Source organism: Serratia grimesii (assembly GCF_900186025.1).
Classification (GTDB): Bacteria; Pseudomonadota; Gammaproteobacteria; order Enterobacterales; family Enterobacteriaceae; genus Serratia; species Serratia grimesii.
The window spans coordinates 255,733-279,978 of record NZ_LT883155.1; the positions used below are offsets into that span (position 1 = coordinate 255,733).

The 24,246-nt window shown below is 53.6% G+C and carries 23 protein-coding genes; 18 read left to right on the forward strand and 5 right to left on the reverse strand.

Annotated elements, in window-relative coordinates:
• Positions 1-4: 4 nt before the first annotated feature.
• The 8 genes from SGBXF1_RS01130 to SGBXF1_RS01160 all read left to right on the forward strand — a co-directional run bounded on the left by SGBXF1_RS01130 (position 5) and on the right by SGBXF1_RS01160 (position 8,062).
• On the forward strand, positions 5-916 hold the full coding sequence (locus SGBXF1_RS01130) for a class I SAM-dependent methyltransferase (RefSeq protein ID WP_037423449.1): 912 nt from the start codon (positions 5-7) through the stop codon (positions 914-916).
• Entirely contained in the window at positions 913-2,031 is a 1,119-nt protein-coding gene (locus SGBXF1_RS01135; RefSeq protein ID WP_186427702.1) for a site-2 protease family protein, read from the forward strand. The genes SGBXF1_RS01130 and SGBXF1_RS01135 overlap by 4 nt, the downstream gene beginning before the upstream one ends.
• 10 nt (positions 2,032-2,041) lie before the next feature.
• On the forward strand, positions 2,042-2,176 hold the full coding sequence (gene tglA, locus SGBXF1_RS23760) for a 3-thiaglutamate biosynthesis pearlin carrier peptide TglA (RefSeq protein WP_227021841.1): 135 nt from the start codon (positions 2,042-2,044) through the stop codon (positions 2,174-2,176).
• 53 nt (positions 2,177-2,229) lie between these two features.
• Entirely contained in the window at positions 2,230-3,144 is a 915-nt protein-coding gene (locus SGBXF1_RS01140) for an MbnB/TglH/ChrH family RiPP precursor modification enzyme (protein WP_202819434.1), read from the forward strand.
• Positions 3,134-3,925: a hypothetical protein gene (locus tag SGBXF1_RS01145; RefSeq protein ID WP_186427703.1), complete on the forward strand. Its 792-nt coding sequence runs from the start codon at positions 3,134-3,136 to the stop codon at positions 3,923-3,925. The genes SGBXF1_RS01140 and SGBXF1_RS01145 overlap by 11 nt, the downstream gene beginning before the upstream one ends.
• Positions 3,912-6,344: a lantibiotic dehydratase gene (locus SGBXF1_RS01150; RefSeq protein ID WP_186427704.1), complete on the forward strand. Its 2,433-nt coding sequence runs from the start codon at positions 3,912-3,914 to the stop codon at positions 6,342-6,344. The genes SGBXF1_RS01145 and SGBXF1_RS01150 overlap by 14 nt, the downstream gene beginning before the upstream one ends.
• Positions 6,334-7,599 carry an MFS transporter gene (locus SGBXF1_RS01155; RefSeq protein WP_186427705.1) on the forward strand — a complete coding sequence of 422 codons (1,266 nt, stop codon included), beginning with the start codon at positions 6,334-6,336 and terminating at the stop codon, positions 7,597-7,599. Before SGBXF1_RS01150 ends, SGBXF1_RS01155 begins: the two co-directional genes overlap by 11 nt.
• A gap of 97 nt (positions 7,600-7,696) precedes the next feature.
• A complete protein-coding gene (locus SGBXF1_RS01160) occupies positions 7,697-8,062 on the forward strand; it encodes a DUF2500 domain-containing protein (protein ID WP_037423595.1) in 366 nt (121 codons plus the stop codon).
• Here SGBXF1_RS01160 and SGBXF1_RS01165 read toward each other — a convergent pair whose 3' ends face one another.
• Both SGBXF1_RS01165 and rsmD read right to left on the reverse strand, forming a co-directional pair.
• On the reverse strand, positions 8,063-8,335 hold the full coding sequence (locus tag SGBXF1_RS01165; protein ID WP_006317223.1) for a DUF1145 family protein: 273 nt from the start codon (positions 8,333-8,335) through the stop codon (positions 8,063-8,065).
• Positions 8,325-8,945: a 16S rRNA (guanine(966)-N(2))-methyltransferase gene (gene rsmD, locus SGBXF1_RS01170; RefSeq protein ID WP_037423453.1), complete on the reverse strand. Its 621-nt coding sequence runs from the start codon at positions 8,943-8,945 to the stop codon at positions 8,325-8,327. Before rsmD ends, SGBXF1_RS01165 begins: the two co-directional genes overlap by 11 nt.
• A gap of 350 nt (positions 8,946-9,295) precedes the next feature.
• On the opposite strand from rsmD, the gene ftsY reads away from it, so the two are divergent.
• From ftsY to rpoH, 4 genes are all read left to right on the forward strand, one after another.
• Complete coding sequence (gene ftsY, locus SGBXF1_RS01175) at positions 9,296-10,999, forward strand: signal recognition particle-docking protein FtsY (RefSeq protein ID WP_186427706.1); 1,704 nt, start codon at positions 9,296-9,298, stop codon at positions 10,997-10,999.
• Between the two features lie 5 nt (positions 11,000-11,004).
• The gene (gene ftsE, locus SGBXF1_RS01180) at positions 11,005-11,676 is read left to right on the forward strand and encodes a cell division ATP-binding protein FtsE (protein ID WP_037423459.1); all 672 of its coding nucleotides are present in this window, start codon (positions 11,005-11,007) and stop codon (positions 11,674-11,676) included.
• Positions 11,666-12,619: a permease-like cell division protein FtsX gene (ftsX, locus tag SGBXF1_RS01185; RefSeq protein ID WP_037423462.1), complete on the forward strand. Its 954-nt coding sequence runs from the start codon at positions 11,666-11,668 to the stop codon at positions 12,617-12,619. The genes ftsE and ftsX overlap by 11 nt, the downstream gene beginning before the upstream one ends.
• Positions 12,620-12,934: 315 nt before the next feature.
• A complete protein-coding gene (gene rpoH, locus SGBXF1_RS01190) occupies positions 12,935-13,792 on the forward strand; it encodes an RNA polymerase sigma factor RpoH (protein ID WP_020824815.1) in 858 nt (285 codons plus the stop codon).
• Positions 13,793-13,851: 59 nt separating this feature from the next.
• Here the strand turns inward: rpoH and SGBXF1_RS01195 are convergent, their stop codons facing one another.
• Genes SGBXF1_RS01195 through panM form a run of 3 tightly spaced genes read right to left on the reverse strand, consistent with a single transcriptional unit; the run spans position 13,852 to position 17,526 of the window.
• A complete protein-coding gene (locus SGBXF1_RS01195; RefSeq protein WP_186427707.1) occupies positions 13,852-15,933 on the reverse strand; it encodes a hypothetical protein in 2,082 nt (693 codons plus the stop codon).
• Entirely contained in the window at positions 15,920-17,137 is a 1,218-nt protein-coding gene (locus SGBXF1_RS01200) for a DUF3142 domain-containing protein (RefSeq protein WP_186427708.1), read from the reverse strand. Before SGBXF1_RS01200 ends, SGBXF1_RS01195 begins: the two co-directional genes overlap by 14 nt.
• Positions 17,134-17,526: an aspartate 1-decarboxylase autocleavage activator PanM gene (gene panM, locus SGBXF1_RS01205; protein WP_037423473.1), complete on the reverse strand. Its 393-nt coding sequence runs from the start codon at positions 17,524-17,526 to the stop codon at positions 17,134-17,136. Before panM ends, SGBXF1_RS01200 begins: the two co-directional genes overlap by 4 nt.
• 406 nt (positions 17,527-17,932) lie before the next feature.
• On the opposite strand from panM, the gene SGBXF1_RS01210 reads away from it, so the two are divergent.
• The 6 genes from SGBXF1_RS01210 (at position 17,933) to SGBXF1_RS01235 (ending at position 24,225) form a co-directional block, all read left to right on the forward strand.
• On the forward strand, positions 17,933-19,048 hold the full coding sequence (locus SGBXF1_RS01210) for a branched-chain amino acid ABC transporter substrate-binding protein (protein ID WP_186427709.1): 1,116 nt from the start codon (positions 17,933-17,935) through the stop codon (positions 19,046-19,048).
• 116 nt (positions 19,049-19,164) lie between these two features.
• Complete coding sequence (gene livH, locus SGBXF1_RS01215; protein WP_037423479.1) at positions 19,165-20,091, forward strand: high-affinity branched-chain amino acid ABC transporter permease LivH; 927 nt, start codon at positions 19,165-19,167, stop codon at positions 20,089-20,091.
• Positions 20,088-21,371 carry a high-affinity branched-chain amino acid ABC transporter permease LivM gene (locus SGBXF1_RS01220; protein ID WP_037423482.1) on the forward strand — a complete coding sequence of 428 codons (1,284 nt, stop codon included), beginning with the start codon at positions 20,088-20,090 and terminating at the stop codon, positions 21,369-21,371. Before livH ends, SGBXF1_RS01220 begins: the two co-directional genes overlap by 4 nt.
• Positions 21,368-22,138: a high-affinity branched-chain amino acid ABC transporter ATP-binding protein LivG gene (livG, locus tag SGBXF1_RS01225; protein ID WP_037423484.1), complete on the forward strand. Its 771-nt coding sequence runs from the start codon at positions 21,368-21,370 to the stop codon at positions 22,136-22,138. Before SGBXF1_RS01220 ends, livG begins: the two co-directional genes overlap by 4 nt.
• On the forward strand, positions 22,138-22,839 hold the full coding sequence (livF, locus tag SGBXF1_RS01230; RefSeq protein ID WP_130382685.1) for a high-affinity branched-chain amino acid ABC transporter ATP-binding protein LivF: 702 nt from the start codon (positions 22,138-22,140) through the stop codon (positions 22,837-22,839). Before livG ends, livF begins: the two co-directional genes overlap by 1 nt.
• 198 nt (positions 22,840-23,037) lie before the next feature.
• Positions 23,038-24,225, forward strand: a complete 1,188-nt coding sequence (locus SGBXF1_RS01235; protein ID WP_061808136.1) for an aminotransferase-like domain-containing protein — start codon at positions 23,038-23,040, stop codon at positions 24,223-24,225.
• Positions 24,226-24,246: the final 21 nt, after the last annotated feature.

Sequence of the window (24,246 nt, forward strand, 5' to 3'; positions counted from 1 at the left end):
GAAAATGGATATAAAATCCGTGCGGCATTACCTGAGCTTATTACATATGCAACAAGACTATCAGGCAACGCACGTTGTGTGTGAAATCTGCAACTCGGCGGCTTGTTTGACTTTACTGACGCATATTCGTGGGCCGCAAGAAAACGCCGTAGCATTGCCAGTCGCTGGCTGCACTCAGTGCGGACATATTTATCAAGCATATCGTTTCGACGCTCAGTTTTATCAAGACTATTACGATAAGTTTTATCGTTTGAATTTATTTGGCGATGGTACGCCAGATAAAAGCTTTTTCCTCGATCAAATCAAACGGGGTGATTATCTCTATAAAAGTCTGAGCCAATGGTTGCCTGAGCAGGGGCGTCTGATCGATGTGGGGTGTTCTGCTGGTGGATTAATGATTCCATTCGCCAAACGAGGCTGGCAAGTAAAGGGAAACGATCCGGATAGTGCATATGCCCAGTATGGCAAAACGTTAGGATTGAATATCGATACGGTCAGCGCGGAAGAAATGACTGCAGATGAGCAAGCAGATCTGATCATCATTAACGGGTCGCTTGAGCACGTCTATGACGTCAACAGGGTAATGGAAAAATGTCAGGCCATGGCGTCAACGCAAGGGCTGCTGTTAATCGAAGGTCGGGCGTTGGGCTATGGTATGCAGCAGGGGTATCTGACACATAACCATCGGCGTTTTCTGACACCGCATAGCATTGAACTGCTGATGCTAAAACATGGTTGGACGCCGATCTTAACCACAGAAACGCCGTTATGTGGGCCGACAAGGCCGGGGGCTGTTTTTGTTTTGGGCCGGTTCGGTAGTGTGGATACTTCAGCATTTTCTGCTGTTTGTGCTGCTGGGCGTGATCAACTGCACCAGTTCTATCGGCCCTGGTTTGAAACTGCGGGGGCGGCATGAGCGATAGCGTAATACCGATAGCAGCAAGTATCCCTCCTTGTCGATATCGTGATGAACTGATTTGTGAACCAGTAGCGGGCGCTGAAAAACCTAAATTCCGTATTTATGACCCCCAAAATGACATCGCTTATGAACTAGGAAAAACTGAACTTGCGCTAGCTCGGCTGTTTAACGGTGAACGAACTGTAGAGCAGGTACAACGGGTCGCGCAGGAGCATCTGCAGGCGACTATCGCCTTGCCAAAGTTGGCCGCTTTTCAAACCCGTTTGTTGCAATTGGGCTTATTGACGCATAGCGGTCAAAGTGGTGGCCTCAAACGCGACCCTGCCACTGGCATTACCTATGGTCCGCTAAAGCGTTTTTTGCTGATCAATTTGGTAAAAATGAACCCGCAAAGCGGCTTGGATCGTCTCTATAGCCGGGCACCATGGTTATGTTCCTCATTGTTTAACGCGCTGTTGCTGGTGGCGGTAGGTGTGGCTTTAGGTTTTTTGTTTAGTCAATGGTCTCAGTTTAGCCAGGACGTCATGGCAACCTACACCCAAAGCTGGTCATGGTTGGCCTGGCACTACCCGGTAATATTGAGTTCTATCGCCATTCATGAATTAGGACATGCGTTGAGTTGTCGGCATTATCGCGTGCGCGTTACCGATTTTGGCATCGGCGTGTATACGTTGTTGGCAACGGGCTGGGTTAGGCCAGAACAACGAACATGGTCCGCACTGAGCCCCGGTAAACGGGCAATCACGATCCTGATGGGGCCAGCCGCCAGCTTCTACTATGCGGCTGTAGGCATTGCCATATGGGGCACTACGGGAACCGGCTCTCCATTCCATGATATGGCGGTCGTGATGATCGTCGCTTCCTGTCTGTCATTAATTCCTACGCTGTTGCCGATTTTTAACGGTGACACTTATCTCGCGCTGACTGAATTTTTTAACCAACCTCGTTTGCGGCAGCGTGCGTTGCGTTATTGCCGCCAACGTCTGGCTGGCAAATCCACTGAAGATGACAAAGATAGCCGTCTCTACTGGTTGGTAAGCCTGTTTACTGCATTCGGCTGGGTACTGGCCTGGTGCGGGATTGCCATGATGATTTTTCGTCTATTGCCCTAAGGAGAACTTGATGAAACCTGAAATGAAAGACAGTGAACAAAACCATGTTGTAGAGCAACAGCCTGTGGATGAGCAGGTTGATAATTTGTTTGAAGAGTTTGATCTGGACGATATCGAAGTGATTGAAAGCAAAGTCTTTGCATAAACATCGCCGCCCTGGAAACAGGGCTGTTTTGTTCCGACGGGATGATGGACGATATGACAGTAATGGCAAAACCCACGGTGGTTGGGGTGGGTATTCAATATAACCCAGAAATACTGGACTGGTTTCCGTTTGAAACCTTGCACGTCGATTTGTTGGAAATACTGTTAGACAACATTATGGCTCCAATGGACGGGCCGCATATTATGCGTCCGGAAGTGCGTGCGACGTTGGAAAAACTTGGCGAACGTTTCACTCTGCTGGCGCATTCAAACTACGGTTGCGACTTCGGTTTTAACCCATTGGACAGTACTGCTGCGGTACAGCGTCATATCCCATTAGCCAAAATGATCAACAGTCCATGGGTCGCTAACCACTGTTTTTACGGTGATGATTCTTGGTTGGATATTTGGAGCAGCCCCCTGCAGTTTTCGCAGCGAGAAGTGCTCCGTTGCGCCGATCGCGCCGCCGAATTGCAACAACGTTACGGTATGCCGCTAGCCCATGAGAATGCCGCTTATTATCTGCCTTGCCCCGGAGCAGAAATGCGTGAAGCGGAGTTCCTGGCGCGTTTAGTACAGCGCTCGGGCACCTTTCTGCACCTGGATTTACACAATATTTATACCAACTCTATCAATCTGCCTGGTTTTGATCTGGCTGATTATCTTGACACATTACCGCTGGATCGCGTGATTTCGGTTCATTTAGCCGGAGGCAGTTGGGCGGATGGCCTGTACCACGATTGGCACGATACCGCCGTACCTGAACCGGTATGGGACCTGTATGAGGATCTCCTGTCGCGCACCTTGCCTTCGGCGATCGTACTGGAGTATCAGGGGCAGGCGCACCACGCGTTGACGCGGGTCATGGACGCTAAAGATGAATCGATGATCGTCCAAGACGTGAAGCGTGCTCAGGCTATTTGGCAGCGGGCGGTGAGCAGCCAAGAGGTGGTAAGCGATGGATGCTAAAATTGCCTGGCATACCTGGCGTAAGATCCTGCGTGATGAAGCGTTACAACAGCAGTTGGTTGACCGCCAATGGCAGCCTCAGGCGTGTGATGCATTTACGCCGGAAGAACAGGCGGTGATTGCTGCCTATGCTGAAAATATTGATCGTGCGAAGTGGTTTATTGAGAACTACCAGTTTCGATTGGTGAATTCCTTTATTAATGCACTGGAAAACGGTGCGCCGTTGACGTTGCGAGCGCTGCTCAATCGTGGGGTGGAAATACCACAATTGTCGCGTGACTTTTTACAGGCACATCAATGGCATGATTATGGCCCACGTGTTTATACCTATTGTCGGGATATCCTCAATTGGTTGATAGCGGATGGGGAAAGCCAGATATGGCCAGCGCCGCTGGTGGATTTAATGGGTCTGGAATACCAAGTGGTGTCGCTGTATCTGTCGCTGCAACACGGGGTGCCTGCTGCCTCGGGCCCCGCGGGCTATGCTCACACTGGTATGGCTCGCCTGTACTGTTGCCAGTTTAGACTTTCGCAGTGGTTGCGCGATAAAAAAACGTTGGGGCAGGTTATGCCGCCATCCGGTGAGGAACACCTGCTGGTAACGTTGCCGGACTTGAATAGCCGCCATAAGTACCTATTGTTACCCCCCCGTTGTGCCGCATTGTTTAACCAGCCGCCGGTGCACGGAGCGCCCCTGGATGAAAACGATGCACCGTTTTTGGCTCGTTTGGTGTCAGCCAATGCACTGGTATTGAGGGAGTTAACGCATGAAGTGCGCTGATTATTTCTGGTTGCGTTCTGCGGGGTTCCCGGCTGATCACCTGATGCAGGTTTCGCCATTCTCCAACCTGCCGGCCTTTACCTTACTGATGGAGTTGTATCAATGGCGTGGGCGGTTACTGCAAACGTTTGAGCAACAGATGGCCATCGTCGGTGAAGAGCAATGTCGCAAGTTTGCACGCAAACTGGCGGCGCAACAGGCGGTGAGTGTGAGTGACTTGCCGTTACCATTACGTGATGTCTTGCACCAACCGCTCGGCGAGTGGCACAGCGTCAACGCGAAGATTATTGAACAAGAGACATCTTTGCGTTCTGGTTTTATTTCTTTTAGTGAGCAAGTGCGTCAGCAGTTGATTGATTTTCTGTCACGAGCTGATGTGTCGGAGGCGATATTCATTTCTAACCCCGACGCCGCACAGCGAATTAATACACTGGTCACCGAACGACATACGCCCTATGACAGCCGTAAAAAACAAAAAATTCGCTTGGGATGGAGTTATGCCCAGCGTTTTTGTACCAAGAATGATACCTGCAGCTTTTTTGGCCCGATAGCCTGGGGCCGGTTTGATGATCAACAAACCATGCTGGCCAATGTTAATAGGAGCACGGGTCCTTGGCTTTCTCAGCGGGAGACTTTTTTTGAAAGCTGGGTCATACAGCGTCTCGTTGCTCAGGTAAACGCACAGTGTCCGGAGCCAGCGTGTTTACCACTATCGGTGAATCCTGGCTGCTACCTTCAGGGCGATGTACTGCACTATCCGTTGGATAAATCACGCCGCCTGGCGGGTCCTATTCTGGAGGTGTTGAAAGCGTTGACGCTGGAGGTTGTCAGTGAAAAACAGTTACGCCACCGTCTGAATAGCGACCCTGGTCCGGTAGTTGAACACCTGATCGGGGCCGGTATTGTACAACGCGGCTTCCAGATTTCGCCGCGTGATCCTGCCGCGTTAACCACGATCTTACAGGCAATGCGTACCGCAACGTTGCCTGACAGTTTTATCGCTCACTGGTCCGAGTGTTTCCGGTGTTTGGAAGGGCAGCGTGAAATTTATGCCAGCGGCGATTTGCACCAACGCCAGCAGGCATTGGTGGCAATGAACCAGGCGCTGAGTGACGCAGGGATTTCGTTAGTGCGGGAAAGCGGAAAAATGTATGTCGGGCGTTATCCTGTTTATGAGGATTGCGCCCGAGCCAGTACTCTGACGTTTAGCCGTTCGATGCAACAGGCACTTGATGAGGATTTTGCCCCGCTGATGTCGTTGTATCAGTGGCTCACGCGCGCCACGGGTGTTTTGTTGCATCAGGCCTGGTTGGATATTTTTCAGCTAATTCCATCACGCAAGGATGGGCAAGCCATAAGTCTGTTGGCGTTCCTGCATCGATTGCATCCGCAACAGGCAACGATTCAACAACAGGTTTGCGAACGGATCCGCGGGATGCTGAATGAAGCCTGGCAGCCGTTACTCAGCGTGGTACGTACAGAAGAAGTGCAGCTCAGTGCGGAACAATTAGCACAGGTATTAGCGGCATTGCATCAACAATGCCCTGCGGCCGCCGATTTTCCGGTGTTTGGTGAAAACTTCCACTCACCGGATTTTATGTTGGCTGCAGATGACCTGGAAGCGTTGAATCGGGGAGAATATTTGGTGGTGCTAGGGGAGACGCACCCAGGGGTTCATACGCTTAGCCAACCGGTCGCTGCGCCGTTTTGCCCCTTTACGGCAGAGATTGAACAGGAGGTTAATGCGCTATTGGGCCGGGAGCGCCTGGTATTGGCCGACTCGCCCGAGAGTTATCAGCGTTCGCATATCGATTGGCCCTTGGTACCCCATTATGCACAGTTGCTATTGCCAGGCTGCGGAGGCAGCGTAGCCGCTGAAAAACACTATCCTGTAGGGCGTGCCCGCCTACATTGCAAGGCAGGTCGTCTGACTGTAGAGGATATGGACGGTGCTTTTCACGAGGATTTGCTTTGTGTCAACAGCACTGCTCTGCATCAATTACTGTTTCAACTGGCGGGAGATATGTTGCCACGCCATGAGCCACGCCGCATTCGTGTGAACCGTACCCTGTACAAGCGACGTACCTGGGCGTTTAACACCGGTGGATGGCCAGAAGCGGTTTCCGATGAGTTCATGGCGTTTATCCAGTGGCAGGAATGGCAGCAGCGACAGGCACTGCCGCGTTGGGTATTTATCAAGTGTGACAGTGAGCCTAAGCCTTTATTTATCGATTTCGATAATCCGCTTTCTTTAGACACGCTGGCGACGGCGTTGAAGAAAGCGCGGGTGATTCACGTATCAGAAATGCTGCCGACACCTGATGAGCTTTGGCTCAATGATACTCGTGGCCGCGTCTGTTGCGAGATACGTACCACATTCTCCCCCATTAAGCAGGAGGCGTCTGAGAATGCAGAATGAACAGGTTTCTAGCGTAGCGGTACAGGAAGCGAAAAAAAGCTTCGCCATGTTGTTCCTGACGATTTTTATCCCCTTCGGTATGGGGCATTTTATCTCCTACCTGTACCGTACCGTGAACGCCGTGATTTATAACGATCTTGCCAATGAGCTGCACCTTCCAGCGGAAAGCTTGGGGGTTTTAACCGGGGTCTATTTCCTCACGTTCGCCGCTGCCCAATTGCCCCTCGGTGTGATGCTGGATCGCTATGGTCCCCGGTCGGTGCAAAGCCCGATGCTGTTGATAGCCGCTGCCGGCTCAGTGATTTTTGCAATGTCGCATAGCGAGGCAGGGTTGTTGATTGGGCGTGGCTTGATCGGCTTGGGGGTTGCTGGTTCCCTGATGAGTGCCATCAAGGCATGCTCAATCTGGTTACCGGTAGACAGGCTGCCACTCAGTACCGCTTGTCTACTTTCTGTTGGCGGTTTGGGAGCTATGGCTTCGACGGCACCGCTGCATGCGGCATTAACTTGGATCACCTGGCGAGAAGCATTCTTGCTGCTGGCCGTGTTAACAGTATTGGTGAGTGCGGTGATTCACTTTTCAGTGCGTGGCGCCTTTATATCGAAAAATACGCATTTCAGCGACATGTGTCGCGAGGTGGGGCGCTTATATCGCTCATGGACCTTCTGGCGATTAGGACTCTATTCGGTCTTTGCCCACGCGACTTACATGGCGATCCTGGCGCTTTGGATGGGGCCCTGGCTACATGATGTTGCTGGTCTGAGCAATGCACAAATGGCTAATGCTTTGATGTTAGGTACGGTAGCCATGGTTGCCGGATCGCTCAGTTTTGGCTGGTTGACGGATTACCTGCGTAAATATGCAGTACAGCCGATTATGATCTGTGGCTGCGGTGTAGTGATCTTTGTGCTGTTTCAGGTGCTGATGTTAAGCGGTCTTTCCGTATCACCTTATGTGATCACCATAGGGTTCAGCTTCTTTGGTACAGCGGCTACCATGAATTATGCCATTGTGGCTCAGTCCGTCGAACCTGCGTTAGCTGGTCGGGTAAGCGCGTCATTTAATCTGGTTGTCTTTGTATTGGCATTTGTCGTGCAGTGGTTGGTGGGGGCGGTGATCGGCAACTGGACTACAGTGGGCGGTAGTTACCCAGTGGTGGCTTACCAGTGGTCGCTAGCCTTACTGATCGCCTTGCAATTACCAGGCTTACTGCTGTGGCTAACCTTTAAACCCTGGAAACTCACGCGTGCTTAATGTGTCTGGTGAGGAAATGACTAAAACGGGTGGCGCTTCAACGTGAAAGTTGTTGTTATGGTTATGCTGATACAGCCAAAAGGGAATGGAAATTAAGATGAGCAAACCGCCACTGTTTTTTATCGCCGTGATTGCGTTGATCGCCGTACTGGCCACGCAGCGCTATTTCAACCAGCGCCGTGTGGCGGCAGAAAATGATCGTGCGTCGGTACGTAATCTGCAGGTCATCGTGAGCGATAAGCGTGAATTTCCCGTCGCCAAGACCCGATCGCCGCAACGTGAGACGATGGTCAACGAGCCAATGTACTATGAGGTGGTGTTCAGCCCGTTGGGTGGCGGAGAGGCAATTCGGCTACGGCTGAAGCAGTGGCAATACAATCCGATCGAAAAGGGAGCGCAGGGCACGCTGAGCATGCAAGGAACGCGTTATCTCTCCTTTACCGCCCAGCCTGCATCGCAATAACTATTTTCTTTTGATTGGCGGCTGTTTTTTCTGCCAGGCCAGGAGTTCGAAAACACCAAAGATGAAGATCTTGGCTTCCTGCCAGTAGCTTATCGGCTGATCTTTCGGTTGAGTGGACTTCAACAACACTAATTGCAGCCCGTGCATCACCACCATAAAGAACAGCGCCACGTCGATGAAGTACTTCAGCGGCTTGGGAAAAGGGTGGAACAGATTGGAGAGCAAAAAGCCCCATACGCACAGCATCAGCAGGCGACCCAGATTAATCAGCATTGTCGGTTTTCTCTTGCGAACGGATATAAAGACGGTAAGCCACCTGACCGGCGACTTTTTCACGGTGTAACTGCCAATTTGCCGGGACGTCAGTTGCGGCGCTTTCGGCTTCGGCTTCTACATAAATCCAGGCTTCATCGGCCAGCCAGCCTTGCTGTTCCAGCAGCGTGATGGTTTCAGCCAACAGCCCTTTGCGAAACGGCGGATCGAGGAACACGACGTCAAACGGTTGGGCACTGCGCGCCAACCAGGTCAGGGCGTTAGTGTTGACCACATCGCCTTTCCCTTGCAGCAGCGCCAGATTTTTTTCCAGTTGCTGTGCCACCGGACGTTCGAACTCCAACAAGGTTACACTGCCGGCATAGCGCGATAATGCTTCCAGCCCGAGTGCACCGCTACCGGCAAAACAGTCCAGGCAGCGAGCACCCTGGATCACCGGTGCCAGCCAGTTGAACAGGGTTTCACGAACACGATCGGTCGTCGGACGCAGCCCTGGGCTGTTCGGTACGGGCAGTTTTCGTCCGCGCCATTGGCCACCGATAATACGGATCTGCCCGGTCGCAGCTTGGGACGGTTTTTTTGCCGATGCCCGTGGCGATATTCTTGTCATAGGTTTGCTTTATTTCTTTCTATTGGCGGTGAGGCCGCACGAGTTAACAAATATACCCAATAGATTTCAAGATGCAGGAGGGTGCCAACGCAGTAAGCCCCATGGGAACGCACAAGCAGTACGTGGCCGGGGCAAGCGAGGAAAGCCAACACAGTTGCAACTTGAAAGATGAAGGGTGTAGTTGCCGCTATTCTACCGGTGAGAGGCGTCAGGGGAAAAGGTAAAACTTTGTTGCCTGATTTCACAGCGGAAAGCATACCGGATGCGTGTTGCTGCGCGAGGGAAAGTGATAGACTCGGCGGAATAATTGTCAGTATAAGCAAGCCTTCGGTACGGAGTAGAGTCATAACATGGCAAAAGATAAGAAACGCGGATTTTTCTCCTGGCTGGGCTTTGGCCAGAAGGAAGAAGAGCAACAGCAACCTGAGACGTCGGTAGAACCGGCGGATAATCAGGCCGTGGAGACGCCGGCTGAACCGGTTGCTCCCAAGCTGGATGACCAGCTCCCCGCCCAGGAATCTGAACCTGCCGCCTCTGTAGATACCCCCGGAGAATGGGACGGTAGCCTGACCGGTGAACATATCGCAGAAAGCGTGCCGGTCGTTGCCGAGCACCCTGCGCCGGCAGACACTCTGGCGGAAGAAATTGTTACTGTTACTGAACAGGTGGCCTTAGAACAGAAGCTGGCGGTAGTAGAAGAGACCGCTGAGCAGATTACCGACGTTGAGCCAAAACCGGTTGCAGTGGTTGCACCTGAGCCGGTCATTGTGTCTGAACCTGAAGTGGTTGAGCCTGAACCTGTCGTTGCGCTTGAAACTGAAGTTGTCGAGCCGGAGCCGATTGCCGAGGTTGAGCCTGAGCTGGTCGTCGTGTCTGAACCCGAAGTGGTTGAGCCTGAACCTGTCGTCGCGTTTGAACCTGAAGTCGTCGAGCCTGAGCCAGTTATCGAGGTTGAGCCTGAGCCGGTTGCTGAGGTTAAGCCGGAAGTGGCTGCATCAGAGCCAGAGCCTTTACTGGCTAAAGTGGCTTTGGAGCCGATTATCGCCGCTCCGGTCGTTGCAGAAGACGTTGAAGAAGAAAAAGAGTCCGAGCTGCAGGCACCTGTAGTGACTCAAGAGCAAGAGCGTCCGACCAAAGAAGGTTTCTTTGCCCGTCTTAAACGCAGTCTGGTAAAAACCAAGCAAAATTTGGGTTCAGGCTTTATCGGCCTGTTCCGCGGCAAGAAAATTGACGATGATCTGTTTGAAGAGCTGGAAGAGCAGCTGCTGATTGCCGACGTCGGCGTGGAAACCACACGTAAAATCATTACTTCTCTGACCCAACATGCCAGCCGCAAGCAGCTGAAAGATGCCGAAGCGTTGTACGGTAAGTTGAAGGAGGAAATGTCTGAAATTCTGGCTAAAGTTGATCAGCCACTGGATGTTGGCGGTAAAAACCCGTATGTCATTCTGATGGTTGGGGTGAACGGCGTAGGTAAAACCACCACTATCGGTAAGCTGGCTCGCCAATTCCAGGCTGAAGGCAAATCGGTCATGCTGGCTGCAGGGGATACCTTCCGTGCGGCAGCCGTGGAACAACTGCAAGTGTGGGGCGAACGTAACCGCATTCCGGTTGTGGCGCAGCATACAGGTGCTGACTCTGCTTCGGTGATTTACGATGCCGTGCAGGCCGCCAAAGCGCGTGGCATCGACGTACTGCTTGCCGATACGGCAGGGCGTCTACAAAACAAAGCACACTTGATGGAAGAACTGAAGAAGATCGTCCGCGTCATGAAAAAACTGGACGACCAGGCCCCCCATGAGGTTATGCTGACACTTGATGCCAGCACCGGACAGAATGCGGTCAGTCAGGCGAAATTATTTAATGAAGCCGTAGGCTTAACCGGTATCACACTGACTAAACTGGACGGTACTGCCAAGGGCGGGGTGATCTTCGCCATTGCCGATCAGTTCTCTATCCCGATTCGTTACATCGGTGTTGGGGAAGGCATCGAAGATTTGCGGCCATTTAAGGCTGACGATTTTATTGAGGCACTTTTTGCCCGAGAGGATTAATACGGATGATTCGCTTTGAACAGGTCAGTAAAGCTTATCTGGGCGGACGGCAGGCACTGCAGGGGGTAGATTTCCATCTGCGCCCGGCAGAGATGGCGTTTCTGACCGGCCATTCCGGCGCGGGTAAAAGTACCCTGCTGAAACTGATTTGTGGTATCGAACGGCCGAGCGCCGGCCATATCTGGTTTGGTGGGCACGACATCAGTCGGTTAAAAAACCGTGAGGTGCCGTTCCTGCGCCGTCAGATCGGCATGATTTTCCAGGATCACCATCTGCTGCTGGATCGTACAGTGTATGACAACGTGGCAATGCCACTGATTATCGCGGGTGCCAGCACCGAAGATATTCGCCGCCGTGTTTCTGCTGCGTTGGATAAGGTCGGGTTGTTGGATAAGGCGAAAAACTTCCCTATTCAGCTTTCGGGTGGTGAACAGCAACGTGTGGGCATTGCACGTGCGGTGGTAAATAAGCCTGCGGTGCTACTGGCGGATGAGCCAACCGGTAACCTGGACGATGCGCTGTCTGAAGGCATTCTGCGTCTGTTTGAAGAGTTTAACCGCGTCGGTGTTACCGTACTGATGGCTACCCACGATACTGGACTGATCGCCCGTCGCAATTACCGTATTCTGCGTTTGAGTCAGGGCCGCATGGCTGGAGGAGCGCAACATGGCGAATAATGCAAAAACCGCCAAGAGCAAAGCGCTTCGTGGTGGCTGGCGTGAACAATGGCGCTACGCCTGGATGAACGCCATCAAGGATATGCTGCGTCAGCCGTTGGCGACGTTACTGACGGTGATGGTGATCGCTATTTCCCTGACGTTGCCGAGTGTGTGCTACATCGTGTGGAAAAACGTCAGCACTGCGGCGACTCAGTGGTACCCAACGCCACAGTTGACGGTATATCTGGATAAATCCCTCGATGATGATGCGGCGGTGAAAGTGCTCGACGCCATCAAGGCGGAAGCCGGCGTAGAGAAAGTGAATTACTTGTCGCGTGAAGAGGCCCGGGGCGAATTCCGCAACTGGTCCGGCTTTGGCGGCGCACTGGATATGCTGGAAGAGAACCCATTGCCTGCGGTCGCCATCATCACGCCGAAAATGAGCTTCCAAAGTTCCGATACGCTCAATACCCTGCGTGATCGCGTGGCGGCAGTACAGGGTGTGGATGAAGTACGCATGGATGACAGCTGGTTTGCCCGCTTGGCCGCCTTGACCGGGCTGGTGGGGCAAGTGGCTGCAATGATCGGGGTGCTGATGATTGTGGCGGTCTTCCTGGTGATTGGCAACAGCGTACGGTTGAGCATCTTCAGCCGCCGCGACACCATCAACGTGATGAAACTGATCGGCGCGACCGACGGCTTTATCCTGCGGCCGTTCCTAAATGGCGGTGCGATGCTGGGTTTCTTCGGCGCATTGCTGTCGCTGGTTTTGTCCGGTGCGATGGTGTGGCGATTGGAGTCGGTAGTGACCGGCGTGGCCAAGGTCTTTGGCACCACCTTTACCCTGCACGGTTTAGGTTGGGATGAAGCCTTGCTGCTGCTGATTGTCTCAGCGATGATTGGTTGGATCGCCGCCTGGTTAGCCACCGTGCAACATTTACGTCGATTTACACCACAATAAAGTTTTTTTGGTATACTCTTCTCCTGCTGCTCTGAGCGTGTTGCGGGAGAAGAGTTACCGACAATAACTTAAGCATCATCTAGTCTCTTCTTTGCGCACAAATTCCCTATCGGCTTGAGTCTTCGTCACGTATTGTCATGCACAGCGTGATCGAAAAACTGTGAACTAATAGGGCGGAACGCGGTCAAAATCTGCAGCAAAATGTTATGGTGCCCGGCGTGTGGACCGCTTTTGCAATAGCAACTGCCGTAGAATCAATCATTTCCCCGCCGTGATAATCACCTGCATGACCTGTTTTTTCAAGAGAGGGTTTGAATGACCAAAGAAATGCAAACTTTAGCTTTAGTGCCCCAGGGCAGTTTGGAAGCCTATATCCGGGCCGCCAACACCTATCCGATGCTGACGGCAGAGGAAGAGCGGGAGCTGGCTGAACGGCTGCATTATCAGGGCGATCTGGAAGCCGCTAAGCAGCTCATCCTGTCTCACCTGCGCTTTGTCGCTCATATTGCCCGGAATTATTCTGGTTATGGCTTGCCGCAGGCGGACTTGATCCAGGAAGGTAATATCGGCCTGATGAAAGCTGTTCGCCGCTTCAACCCAGAGGTTGGGGTGCGTTTGGTTTCCTTTGCTGTGCACTGGATCAAGGCAGAAATTCACGAGTACGTACTGCGTAACTGGCGTATCGTCAAAGTTGCCACGACTAAGGCTCAGCGTAAGCTGTTCTTTAACCTGCGTAAAACCAAGCAGCGTTTGGGCTGGTTCAATCAGGATGAAGTGGAACTGGTGGCCCGTGAGTTGGGTGTGACCAGTAAAGACGTGCGTGAGATGGAATCCCGCATGGCGGCGCAGGATATGACTTTCGACCCAACACCGGATGATGAAGCCCGTGATGGTCAATCGATGGCACCCGTGCTGTACCTGCAGGATAAAAGCTCGGACTTCGCTGAAGGTATCGAGGAAGATAACTGGGAAAGCAACGCAGCAGACAAACTGGCCTATGCGCTGGAAGGTCTGGACGAGCGTAGCCAGCATATCATCCGCGCCCGTTGGTTGGATGACGACAACAAGTCTACGCTGCAAGAGCTGGCCGATCAGTACGGTGTTTCCGCTGAACGTGTACGTCAGCTAGAAAAGAACGCCATGAAGAAACTGAAAATGGCGATCGAAGCCTAATTCCGCATAAGCGTTAAAAAGCCCGGCTAGCCGGGCTTTTTTGTGCCTGAAATTTGGCGCTATGGTGTTATCGCAGAGAAGTTTGGTGCAGGGCAGTCATAACCGAACTTATTGGCCCAGCTGTACTGAGCTCCAGTATTGATGTAGCGCTGATACAACGCCCGACCCGTTTTGGCATCACGTTTGATCACCCACCCGGCAGCATTACACAGCACTGCGGCATAGGCCTGACTTGTCGGTGGCAGTAAGTCGGCCGCCTGTTGAGCCAGATCGACCGCTTGCCAGCGATAGTGCAGGAAGCGATTGTCTTGCGACGGCAGTGCCGCTTTAGCACGCGCGGCTTCTGCGCTGCTGATCCAACTTTTGTGCTTCAGGGCTCGGGTATCAAAGGCATCCCCCAGATAGGAATAACCCGCATCATAAATCGCATAATCCGGTGTCATTTCATAACCGGTGAACATCAGCCCTTGGGTACGCAGCAGCGTTGCGGCTTGATAGTAGGCTTTTGCGCGCGCCAATTTGTCTGCAGATTTGTCTTGTGCCGTTTTCAGCGTATCAGCGTACTGTTGGGCAACCTGACGATAGTTCGGAATATCAAAATAGGTCATTGCCTCTTGAGGACGCCCGGCGCGCATCAGCCGCCGCGCCAGCAGCTCGCGTAGTTGCACATCTGGCGTGAGTGCTTGACCATTGTACTCATCCGGGTTAACCGGTTTCAGCGGTGTAGCCGGTGCGGGTACATGCTTATCGACAAAGCCCTTCAGTTCGTCGACGGTAAGAACTCGCTCTGCCACGTCGGCGACGTCGGCCCAATAAATATCTTTACCGCGATACAGGAAGTCCATTGCTTGCAAATAATCGCCGCGGTCCAGTGCCAGGATGGCCTGTTCCCCCGCAACCCGGCATTCAGGCACGATGGTTTCTGGCGTAAAGTCCGCATTGCGTTGTTCGCCCCAGCTTTCACTGGATGGGAAAGCGGACGCCGCTTTGGCGTAGTCAGCGGTAGCGGTTTTAACATCCCCATCGCGCAGCGCCATTTTGGCTCGTAGCCACCAGGCCAGGCCGCTGTCTCCGGCGTGCTTCAGCAGGCTGGCCGCCATCGGATATTGCCCTGCACGGTAAGCCAGCGCTGCCAGTCGATCGCTGCCGGTGAAGCCGCTTTTCACCGAGGCATCCAACAGCGTCAGAATCTGGCTGATGACTTGTGTCGAACGGCTGCCGGTTCCGTCAGTGTCCGCCATTTGCAGATTACTGCTGCGTGCAAACAGTTCAATGGTCACCAGTTGTTGGATCAACGGATCGGCAATGGTCTGCTTTAGCACATCGAAGTGGTCAGGATTGATCAGATAGCTGGAGACGTATTGTAACGACAACCCACCGTCTTGATCGCCCTGTGCCGCTTGCTGCGCATACAGGTGGGCCGCTGGAGCGATCTCTCCCAGCCACAGGTGAATACGTGCTCGTTGGCCCAGGCTGCTTAACGCCAGTTGATCAGGGTCAGCCACGCCGCCTTTCACGCGCTCAATCACCTGTTGGAATGCTGCTAACGCTTGTTCAAGCTGTGGCTTGGACGGGTGTTTGACCGCAACGGTCGATGCGCCAGTTTCGTTCTCTGACGTGCCGTGATCACCCATTAACACTCGGCCAAGTGAATATTGCGCCCGCAGTCCCCAGTCGCCCTGGTCTGCTGAGGGCAGCGCCAGTACCTGTTGAAAATATTCACCCGCACGCGGGTCTTCACCGGCAAAAGCCACTGCGCCTAGTTGGTAAAGGCGCGCGGCGTCAGATAGTCCTTGAGTATTGACGGAATCGGCCTCTTCAACGGTTTTGGCTGCCCGCATTTTATTGATGATGAGGGTTTCCGGTGACAGCGGCATTGGTTTCGGGGGCATGGCTGGCGGTGGTGCTTTCCACAGCGGTAACTGCTTATCTACAGCAACCAGGCGGCCTGCTTCAAAAGCGAAATTACCTTCCGGCATGTACAGCAGTGTACCGTTGCGATCGACCAGCAGACGATTAGGAAAGTCTGGTCCGCAAGCGTAGCTGTTAATCGGCATCGCCAATGCTGAACCGATCAGGGTCGCCAGAGAGAGAGAACGACCGCAGAGACTCCGTCTAGCGTGCGCATTAAGGTATGACAAGGGTGCCTCCTGGCGTCAGTTGTTGGCAGCGTAGCCAGCCCAGCGGCCGGGATTGCCCGGCGCGTAGCTGGTCGCTGTGGGTAAGCACAAAGCGTTGCCGTTGAGGTTCACTTTCCAGCCGGTAGTTGCCCGCAGCGTCCGCTGCCAGGCACTCACCCGCGGTGATGATGATTTCATGTGGTAATGGGGCGTCAACGGGGCCGTTATTATGAATTATCAGATCATTGAGCCCATTTTGCTGTGGCTGATGGCTAAATTTTACCTGCCAGTCGACACTGAGCGGTTGGTTTTCTATCACTGCTCGCAGTGTCGCGAGCGACCAAGCGCGGCGGTCGTCAGCCAATGGCAGTCGGAACCAGATAATCCCACGCAAGTGCGGCGTGGTCTGCGAATTCAGTTGATGCAGAAAATCAGCCACCTGTTGCGGTGCGACGGTTAGTTCACGCGACGTGCCCGCCACGCGCAATGACGCTTCGCTTTCAACCTGGGCACCCTGAGCATCGAACCCCACCAGGCCCATACCGTAGGCAGGTAATGCCACCCGGAAAGGTTTTGGCGTAATTTTCGCGTATTGATTTACCCAATGGAGTGCCAGTGGGCTGACGAATAGCCCTTGCTGCGGTGACAGCACCGCATGCACTTGCAGTACCGAACTGTCGACGTGTTGCAATATACCGGGCAACGCTGCTGAGCCGATCCAGGTCGGTAATGCAGTGATGCCTAGCTCTAAGGTATACGGCAACTGCTGACGTAGCTGCTGCAAGAAATGCTGGTAGTCAGACAGTCGAGCAGTGGCGGCGTCATGGTCTATTTCAATGCCGGTGACATGCAGCCCGGCGCGTTGCCATTGCTGCACTGTTTCTAGTAGACGCTGGCGAATGACAGACTCATCAAGCTGTGCCAACTGCCCATCCAGACGCATGACTAACCACAGCGGACGACCATCTTGTTTCAGTAGCGGAAGATTAACGGGGATTTCCCGCCAGCCTTCACGCGGGTGGGCCTGCAATCCCAGAACCCGCAACACGGGGAACAGATCACGGCTTTGCGCCAAGGCTGCGGTATGTTGTGGGGTCCAGACCCGTTGCCAGACATAAACCTGATTATCCCAGGTTTGTGATAACCGCAACGCCTGATGACGACCAGCAAACCATGAGGTTAACGCCATTGCCAGCACGAATAGCGTTATTAGCCCACGTTTCATTGCTGCCAGAGTTCACCTTGCTGAGTGAAACCGCAGGCACGCATAAAGTTATCTACCTCACCACGTTCACGCGGTGTCAGGCCAGCGGTTGAAAGCTGCCAGTGTGTTATCTGTGGCAACTGGCGCTGTGCGTCCTGTACCAGATAGAGACCAACACCGCGGCGGCGTGTCACTTCACGCACCATCAGATCAAGCAACTCTGCCTTTTCACCCTGCATCGCGATTTTCACTGCGCCCAGCAGTCGGTCGTTAAAACGGGCGGCGAACAGCGCTTTACCGTCGTTCAACCCGTTCTGCCATTGCTCCGGCTGCTGATGTGGCCAGATTTTGCCGAGGTCGATGAGATCTTGCGGGGACAGCGTAGTAAGGCGCTCAATGGTCAGTTTCATGCAGAATTTCCGCGCAGTTAAATGATGCCGACAGTGTAATAGATCTTGTGCAGAGCGTTGTGTAAGTTTTTCTGTACGATTACTGCGCAAAATGTTTTTTGCATGGACCATTTTCCGAGTAAATAGTTAGTAAATGGATTGTTAACCAGCACAATGCGCTACGCCTCGGGCTAAACAGCGCGGATTTAATCCGAATTTTATCCTGTTTACACCGCTTGTTTCTGAGCAATGAAGTTGATTTGCAGAAGAAAATTCCTGTTTAATGATATGAAAAATAAAGTCTTATTAGAAAATATTGCCTGTAAAACACCTAAATCATTATTACTTATGAATAAAAGCAGTAAATAAAGATCGGGTGCGGGTAAACACAACAGGTACGTTCACAACGACAGATGGGGATTTGCGGATGAAATTAACAAAAGGTAAGGCGCTGTTGGCGGGTTGTATTGCGATGGCTATCGGTCATTCAGCCATGGCGAAAGACATTAAAGTGGCGATCGTCGGGGCGATGTCCGGCCCAGTCGCACAATACGGTGACATGGAGTTCACCGGTGCTCGTCAGGCCATTGCCGATATCAATTCCAAGGGCGGCATCAAGGGCGATAAGCTGGTGGGTGTGGAATACGATGATGCCTGTGACCCTAAACAGGCGGTCGCGGTCGCTAACAAGGTAATCAACGACGGCATTCGCTATGTGATTGGCCACCTGTGCTCGTCATCGACGCAGCCAGCTTCCGATATTTATGAAGATGAAGGCGTGATCATGATTACCCCGGCGGCCACCAACGCCGATCTGACCACCCGTGGTTACAAGATGATCATGCGTACTACCGGTCTGGATTCCGATCAGGGTCCGACGGCGGCGAAATACATCCTCAGTGAGATCAAACCTAAGCGCATTGCCGTGGTTCACGACAAGCAGCAGTATGGTGAAGGCCTGGCACGCTCGGTGCGTGATAGCCTGAAAAAACAGGGTACCGACGTGGTGATGTTTGAAGGGATCACCGCTGGCGATAAAGACTTCTCCACTTTGGTGGCGCGTCTGAAGAAAGAAAACGTCGATTTCGTTTACTTCGGTGGCTACTACCCGGAAATGGGCCAAATCCTGCGCCAGGCAAAACAGGCTGGCCTGACGACCCGCTTTATGGGACCAGAAGGTGTGGGTAACTCTTCACTGTCCAACATCGCCGGTGCGGCCTCCGAAGGCATGTTGGTGACCTTACCTAAACGCTACGATCAGGTGCCAGCCAACAAACCTGTTGTTGATGCACTGAAAGCCAAGAAGCTGGATCCGACCGGTCCGTTCGTCTGGACCACCTACGCTGCGCTGCAATCGCTGACCACCGGGATGGAGCGCAGTGGCAGCCAGGAACCGGCCGATATCGTCAAGGATCTGAAAACCGGCAAGCCAGTGGAAACCGTGATGGGGCCGTTGAGCTGGGATGAAAAAGGCGATCTGAAAGGCTTTGAATTCGGTGTGTTTGAATGGCATGCCGACGGCACATCAACACCCATTAAATAAGCCATAATCATCAGGGTAGGGCGCAGTTCAACTGCGCCCGCGGGCCGGCTTGCCGGCTCCGTATCCCTTTACCTGAATGCTCTTCGCGTTCAGGTTTCGCAGCCAAGGGTTAGAGTATGTCAGAGCAGGTTCTTTATTTTCTGCAGCAGATGTTCAACGGCGTCACGTTGGGCAGCACCTATGCATTGATCGCCATCGGTTACACCATGGTCTACGGCATCATCGGCATGATTAACTTCGCCCACGGCGAGGTGTATATGATCGGCAGCTATGTCTCCTTTATTGTTATTGCCGCCCTGATGATGGTGGGCATCGACGTTAGCTGGTTGCTGATTGGTGCCGGGTTCCTGGTGTCGATCGTCATTGCCAGTGCCTACGGCTGGAGCATTGAGCGGGTGGCCTACAAGCCGGTGCGCAACTCCAAGCGTTTGATCGCGCTGATTTCCGCCATCGGGATGTCGATATTCCTGCAAAACTACGTCAGCCTGACACAGGGATCGCGCGATCTGGCGTTGCCTAGCCTGGTCACCGGCCAATGGGTATTGGGAGAAAGCAACGGCTTTGCCGCCACCATCACTACCATGCAGGTGATTATCTGGGTCGTGACCTTCCTGGCGATGTTGGCGCTGACGATATTTATTCGTTATTCACGCATGGGCCGTGCCTGCCGTGCCTGCGCGGAAGATTTGAAAATGGCCAGCCTGCTGGGCATTAATACTGATCGGGTGATCTCACTGACGTTCGTGATCGGTGCGATCATGGCAGCGGTGGCTGGCGTACTGCTGGGCCAGTTCTACGGCGTGATTAACCCCTACATCGGCTTTATGGCCGGTATGAAAGCCTTCACCGCAGCGGTATTGGGCGGTATCGGCAGCATTCCCGGCGCGATGATTGGTGGTCTGGTCCTGGGCGTGGCGGAAGCCCTGACTTCGGCTTACCTGAGCACTGAATATAAAGATGTGGTGTCGTTCGCGCTGCTGATTGTGGTGTTGCTGATCATGCCAACCGGCATCCTTGGGCGTCCGGAGGTTGAGAAGGTATGAAACTCAATCTGCTTAATGCGTTGATCGCCTCTCTGGTGCTGTTTGTGATGGCTTCATTCCTGATGGGGATGCAACTGAGTCTCGACGGAACCAAACTGGTGGTGCATGGCGCGGCGGAAGTTCGCTGGATGTGGATCGGCATTGGCTGTGTCATCGTGTTTTTCTTCCAATTGTTGCGTCCGCTGATGCAGCAAGGGCTGAAAAAAATCTCCGGCCCGTCATTCGTCTTGCCGAGTTTTGATGGCACCACTGCGCGCCAGAAGCTGCTGGCTGCGGCGATCATTGTTGCCGCTGTCGCCTGGCCGTTCCTGGTCTCGCGCGGCACGGTGGATATCGCTACCCTGACGTTGATCTACGTGATGCTGGGTCTGGGCCTGAACGTGGTGGTCGGGTTGTCCGGCCTGCTGGTGCTGGGTTACGGCGGTTTTTACGCTATTGGTGCCTACACCTATGCACTGCTTAATCACTACTACGGTCTTGGTTTTTGGGAAAGTTTGCCATTGGCTGGCATCGTCACTGCCATCTTTGGTTTCCTGCTTGGTTTCCCGGTACTGCGTTTACGCGGTGACTACCTGGCGATTGTGACGCTGGGTTTCGGCGAGATCGTGCGTATCCTGCTGCTGAACAATACCGAGATCACCGGCGGGCCGAACGGCATCAGCCAGATCCCGAAACCGACCTTCTTTGGGCTGGAGTTCAACCGAAGTGTGCGTGACGGCGGCTGGGACACCTTCCATAACTTCTTTGGCCTGAAATACGATCCGAGCGATCGCATTGTGTTTTTGTATTTAGTGGCGCTGCTGCTGGTGGTACTGACGCTGTTTGTGATCAATCGCCTGCTGCGCATGCCGCTGGGCCGTGCCTGGGAAGCGCTGCGCGAAGATGAAATCGCCTGCCGTTCACTGGGCCTTAACCCGACCAAAATCAAGCTGACCGCCTTTACCATCAGCGCCGCCTTTGCCGGTTTTGCAGGTACGCTGTTTGCCGCACGTCAGGGCTTTGTCAGCCCGGAATCCTTTACCTTTGTCGAGTCGGCCTTTGTGTTAGCGATCGTGGTATTGGGTGGCATGGGCTCGCAGTTTGCCGTGATCCTGGCGGCTATACTGCTGGTGGTATCGCGTGAAATGATGCGTGATCTGAATGAATACAGCATGTTGCTGCTGGGTGCCCTGATGGTCTTGATGATGATTTGGCGACCACAGGGGTTGCTGCCGATGAAGCGGCCACAGCTGAAACTGAAAACGGCGGATATCCACGCGGGCAAGGGGGAACAGGCATGAGTATGCAACCTTTGCTGAAGGTCGAAGGGTTATCGATGCGTTTCGGCGGCCTGCTGGCGGTCAATAACGTGGCGCTGGAACTCAATGAAGGCGAAATCGTCTCGCTGATCGGCCCGAACGGTGCCGGAAAAACCACGGTGTTTAACTGTTTGACCGGTTTCTACCGCCCAACCGGTGGCACCATCAAACTGCGTGAGCGCCATCTGGAAGGGTTACCTGGGCAGACTATTGCCCGTATGGGCGTGGTGCGGACTTTCCAGCACGTGCGGTTATTCCGTGAAATGACGGTGATCGAAAATCTGTTGGTCGCGCAACATCAACATCTGAAAAGCGGTGTCTTTGCCGGGCTGCTGAAAACCCCGGCGTTTCGTCGTGCCGAAGCTGATGCGCTGGAACGTGCCTCGGTATGGCTGCAACGGGTTGGCCTGTTAGAGATGGCTAACCGTTCTGCAGGGAATCTGGCATACGGCCAACAGCGCAGGCTGGAGATTGCACGCTGCATGGTTACCCGGCCAGAGTTGTTGATGCTGGATGAGCCGGCTGCGGGCTTGAACCCGAAGGAAACCGATGAGCTGGATCACCTGATTGTCGAACTGCGCAATCAGCATAAGGTTTCGGTATTGTTGATTGAGCACGATATGAAGTTAGTGATGGGCATTTCCGATCGCATCTACGTGGTGAACCAAGGCACACCGCTGGCGCAGGGCTCTCCGGCAGAAATTCGTAACAACCCGGACGTGATCCGGGCGTATTTGGGGGAAGCTTAATGTTGTCATTTAATCAGGTGTCCGCCCATTACGGCAAAATTCAGGCGCTGCATCAGGTTAGCCTGAACATCAAACAGGGGGAGATTGTCACCCTGATTGGCGCTAACGGCGCGGGTAAAACCACGCTGCTCGGTACGCTGTGCGGCGAACCGCGTGCGACAGAAGGCAGTATCACCTTTCTCGATCAGGACATTACACAGTGGCAGACCTCGCGCATCATGCGTGAGGCGGTGGCGATTGTCCCTGAAGGGCGGCGGGTGTTCTCGCGCATGACCGTGGAAGAGAATCTGGCGATGGGCGGTTTCTTTGCCGATCGTCATCAGTATCAGCAGCGTATTGAACGGGTATTCAACCTGTTCCCGCGCCTGTTGGAGCGCCGTACTCAGCGTTCAGGCACCATGTCTGGCGGTGAACAGCAGATGTTGGCGATTGGGCGTGCACTGATGAGCCAGCCGAAGTTACTGTTGCTCGATGAACCGTCTCTGGGGCTGGCGCCGATCATCATTCAGCAGATTTTTGACATCATTGAGCAACTGCGCGAAGAAGGAATGACCATCTTCCTGGTGGAGCAAAACGCCAATCAGGCGCTGAAATTGGCCGATCGTGGTTATGTACTGGAAAACGGCCGCGTGGTGTTGGAAGATACGGGAGCCGCATTGTTAGCAAACGAAGCAGTTAGATCGGCGTATCTGGGCGGCTGAAATACCCGTCGTCTTTCAAGCTACAGCGTTGTTAACTGCACTCGCTTACCCCAGTCACTTACTAAAGTAAGCTCCTGGAGGATAAGCGAGCTGGTCGCCTAGCTGTAACTGGAAATCCATAGGGTATTAGAGGGAATTTACCGATAAAGGTAACTCAGGCTGCACCTGCATTTTTAACGATTACGAGAAGAAGAAGAAATGAACACAGAAGGGTTACTCGCGCAGCGCATCGTAAAAGTAAAAAGCTCGGCAATTCGTGAATTGCTCAAGCACAGTAAGATGGAAAACGTCATTTCGCTGGCGGGCGGCATCCCCTCTGATGCCCTGTTTGATTTCGAAGGGTTGAGCATCGCGACCCATCAGGCGATCACCGAGCAGCCGAAAAGCGCTTTCCAGTATGGTTTGACCGAAGGCAGCCCGGTACTGCGTGAGCGCATCTGCGAGCTGTGCGCCCAGCGTGGTGTTTCTGCTACCGCTGACGAGGTGATGGTGACTGCGGGTTCCCAGCAGGCGCTGGATCTGGTGATGCGTGCCATCGTCAACCCAGGCGACGTGTTTGTGGTGGAGCGTCCGACCTATCTGGCAGCATTACAGACGCTGGAGCTGGCGGAAGCCAACATCATGTCGGTGTCGTCCGACAGCGATGGCATGGTGGTCGAAGAACTGGCCGAGTTGCTGAAAACTCAGCGCATCAAGGGTGTGTATGTGGTGCCGAACTTCGGCAACCCAAGTGGCATCACACTGAGTGCCGCGCGCCGCGAACTGTTGGTAAAACTGGCGGCCGAGCACAATTTCCTGATCATCGAAGATGACCCGTACGGCGAGCTGCGTTTTACCGAAGAACGTAACGCCACGCTGCACCAGATTTCGCAGCAGGTACTGGGCCATACCGATAACATTATCTACACCTCGACCTTTTCCAAGATCCTGGCGCCGGGCCTGCGTCTGGGCTGGGCAATTTTGCCGCCGTTCCTGCTGCACAAAGTGGCGATCATCAAGCAGGCGGCGGATCTGCACGCCAGCGCGCTGTCGCAGAGCATCGTCGAATGTTACCTGGGGTTGGATCGTCTGCCGGCGCAGATCGAAAAGATCCGCGCAGCGTACAAACAAAAGGGCGAGATCCTGGCCGGGCTGGTGGAACAAGAGTTGGGTGACCATATCAGCTTTGATATGCCGAAGGGCGGTATGTTCCTGTGGGCGCGCTTCCGTCAGCCGTTTAACGCGACCGAATGGCTGAAAACCACCCTACAGCAGGGCGTGGTATTTGTGCCGGGAGAATACTTCTTCTCTGACAATCCGGATCGTTCGACCTTCCGTCTGTCATTCGCTACCGCCACGGAGCAACAAATGCAGGAAGCCGTTGCCCGCCTGCGTCGTTCACTGTAATCCCCGCGGCGGCAGGGGAGT

Coding starts and splice junctions, on each gene's coding strand:
- rpoH (WP_020824815.1), top strand. CDS start 12,935: ATGACCAAAGAAATGCAAACTTTAGCTTTAGTGCCCCAGGGCAGTTTG.
- ftsE (WP_037423459.1), top strand. CDS start 11,005: ATGATTCGCTTTGAACAGGTCAGTAAAGCTTATCTGGGCGGACGGCAG.
- SGBXF1_RS01235 (WP_061808136.1), top strand. CDS start 23,038: ATGAACACAGAAGGGTTACTCGCGCAGCGCATCGTAAAAGTAAAAAGC.
- SGBXF1_RS01160 (WP_037423595.1), top strand. CDS start 7,697: ATGAGCAAACCGCCACTGTTTTTTATCGCCGTGATTGCGTTGATCGCC.
- SGBXF1_RS01135 (WP_186427702.1), top strand. CDS start 913: ATGAGCGATAGCGTAATACCGATAGCAGCAAGTATCCCTCCTTGTCGA.
- ftsY (WP_186427706.1), top strand. CDS start 9,296: ATGGCAAAAGATAAGAAACGCGGATTTTTCTCCTGGCTGGGCTTTGGC.
- SGBXF1_RS01150 (WP_186427704.1), top strand. CDS start 3,912: ATGAAGTGCGCTGATTATTTCTGGTTGCGTTCTGCGGGGTTCCCGGCT.
- ftsX (WP_037423462.1), top strand. CDS start 11,666: ATGGCGAATAATGCAAAAACCGCCAAGAGCAAAGCGCTTCGTGGTGGC.
- tglA (WP_227021841.1), top strand. CDS start 2,042: ATGAAACCTGAAATGAAAGACAGTGAACAAAACCATGTTGTAGAGCAA.
- livG (WP_037423484.1), top strand. CDS start 21,368: ATGAGTATGCAACCTTTGCTGAAGGTCGAAGGGTTATCGATGCGTTTC.
- SGBXF1_RS01145 (WP_186427703.1), top strand. CDS start 3,134: ATGGATGCTAAAATTGCCTGGCATACCTGGCGTAAGATCCTGCGTGAT.
- livF (WP_130382685.1), top strand. CDS start 22,138: ATGTTGTCATTTAATCAGGTGTCCGCCCATTACGGCAAAATTCAGGCG.
- SGBXF1_RS01155 (WP_186427705.1), top strand. CDS start 6,334: ATGCAGAATGAACAGGTTTCTAGCGTAGCGGTACAGGAAGCGAAAAAA.
- panM (WP_037423473.1), bottom strand. CDS start 17,526: ATGAAACTGACCATTGAGCGCCTTACTACGCTGTCCCCGCAAGATCTC.
- SGBXF1_RS01165 (WP_006317223.1), bottom strand. CDS start 8,335: ATGCTGATTAATCTGGGTCGCCTGCTGATGCTGTGCGTATGGGGCTTT.
- rsmD (WP_037423453.1), bottom strand. CDS start 8,945: ATGACAAGAATATCGCCACGGGCATCGGCAAAAAAACCGTCCCAAGCT.
- livH (WP_037423479.1), top strand. CDS start 19,165: ATGTCAGAGCAGGTTCTTTATTTTCTGCAGCAGATGTTCAACGGCGTC.
- SGBXF1_RS01200 (WP_186427708.1), bottom strand. CDS start 17,137: ATGAAACGTGGGCTAATAACGCTATTCGTGCTGGCAATGGCGTTAACC.
- SGBXF1_RS01210 (WP_186427709.1), top strand. CDS start 17,933: ATGAAATTAACAAAAGGTAAGGCGCTGTTGGCGGGTTGTATTGCGATG.
- SGBXF1_RS01130 (WP_037423449.1), top strand. CDS start 5: ATGGATATAAAATCCGTGCGGCATTACCTGAGCTTATTACATATGCAA.
- SGBXF1_RS01140 (WP_202819434.1), top strand. CDS start 2,230: ATGACAGTAATGGCAAAACCCACGGTGGTTGGGGTGGGTATTCAATAT.
- SGBXF1_RS01220 (WP_037423482.1), top strand. CDS start 20,088: ATGAAACTCAATCTGCTTAATGCGTTGATCGCCTCTCTGGTGCTGTTT.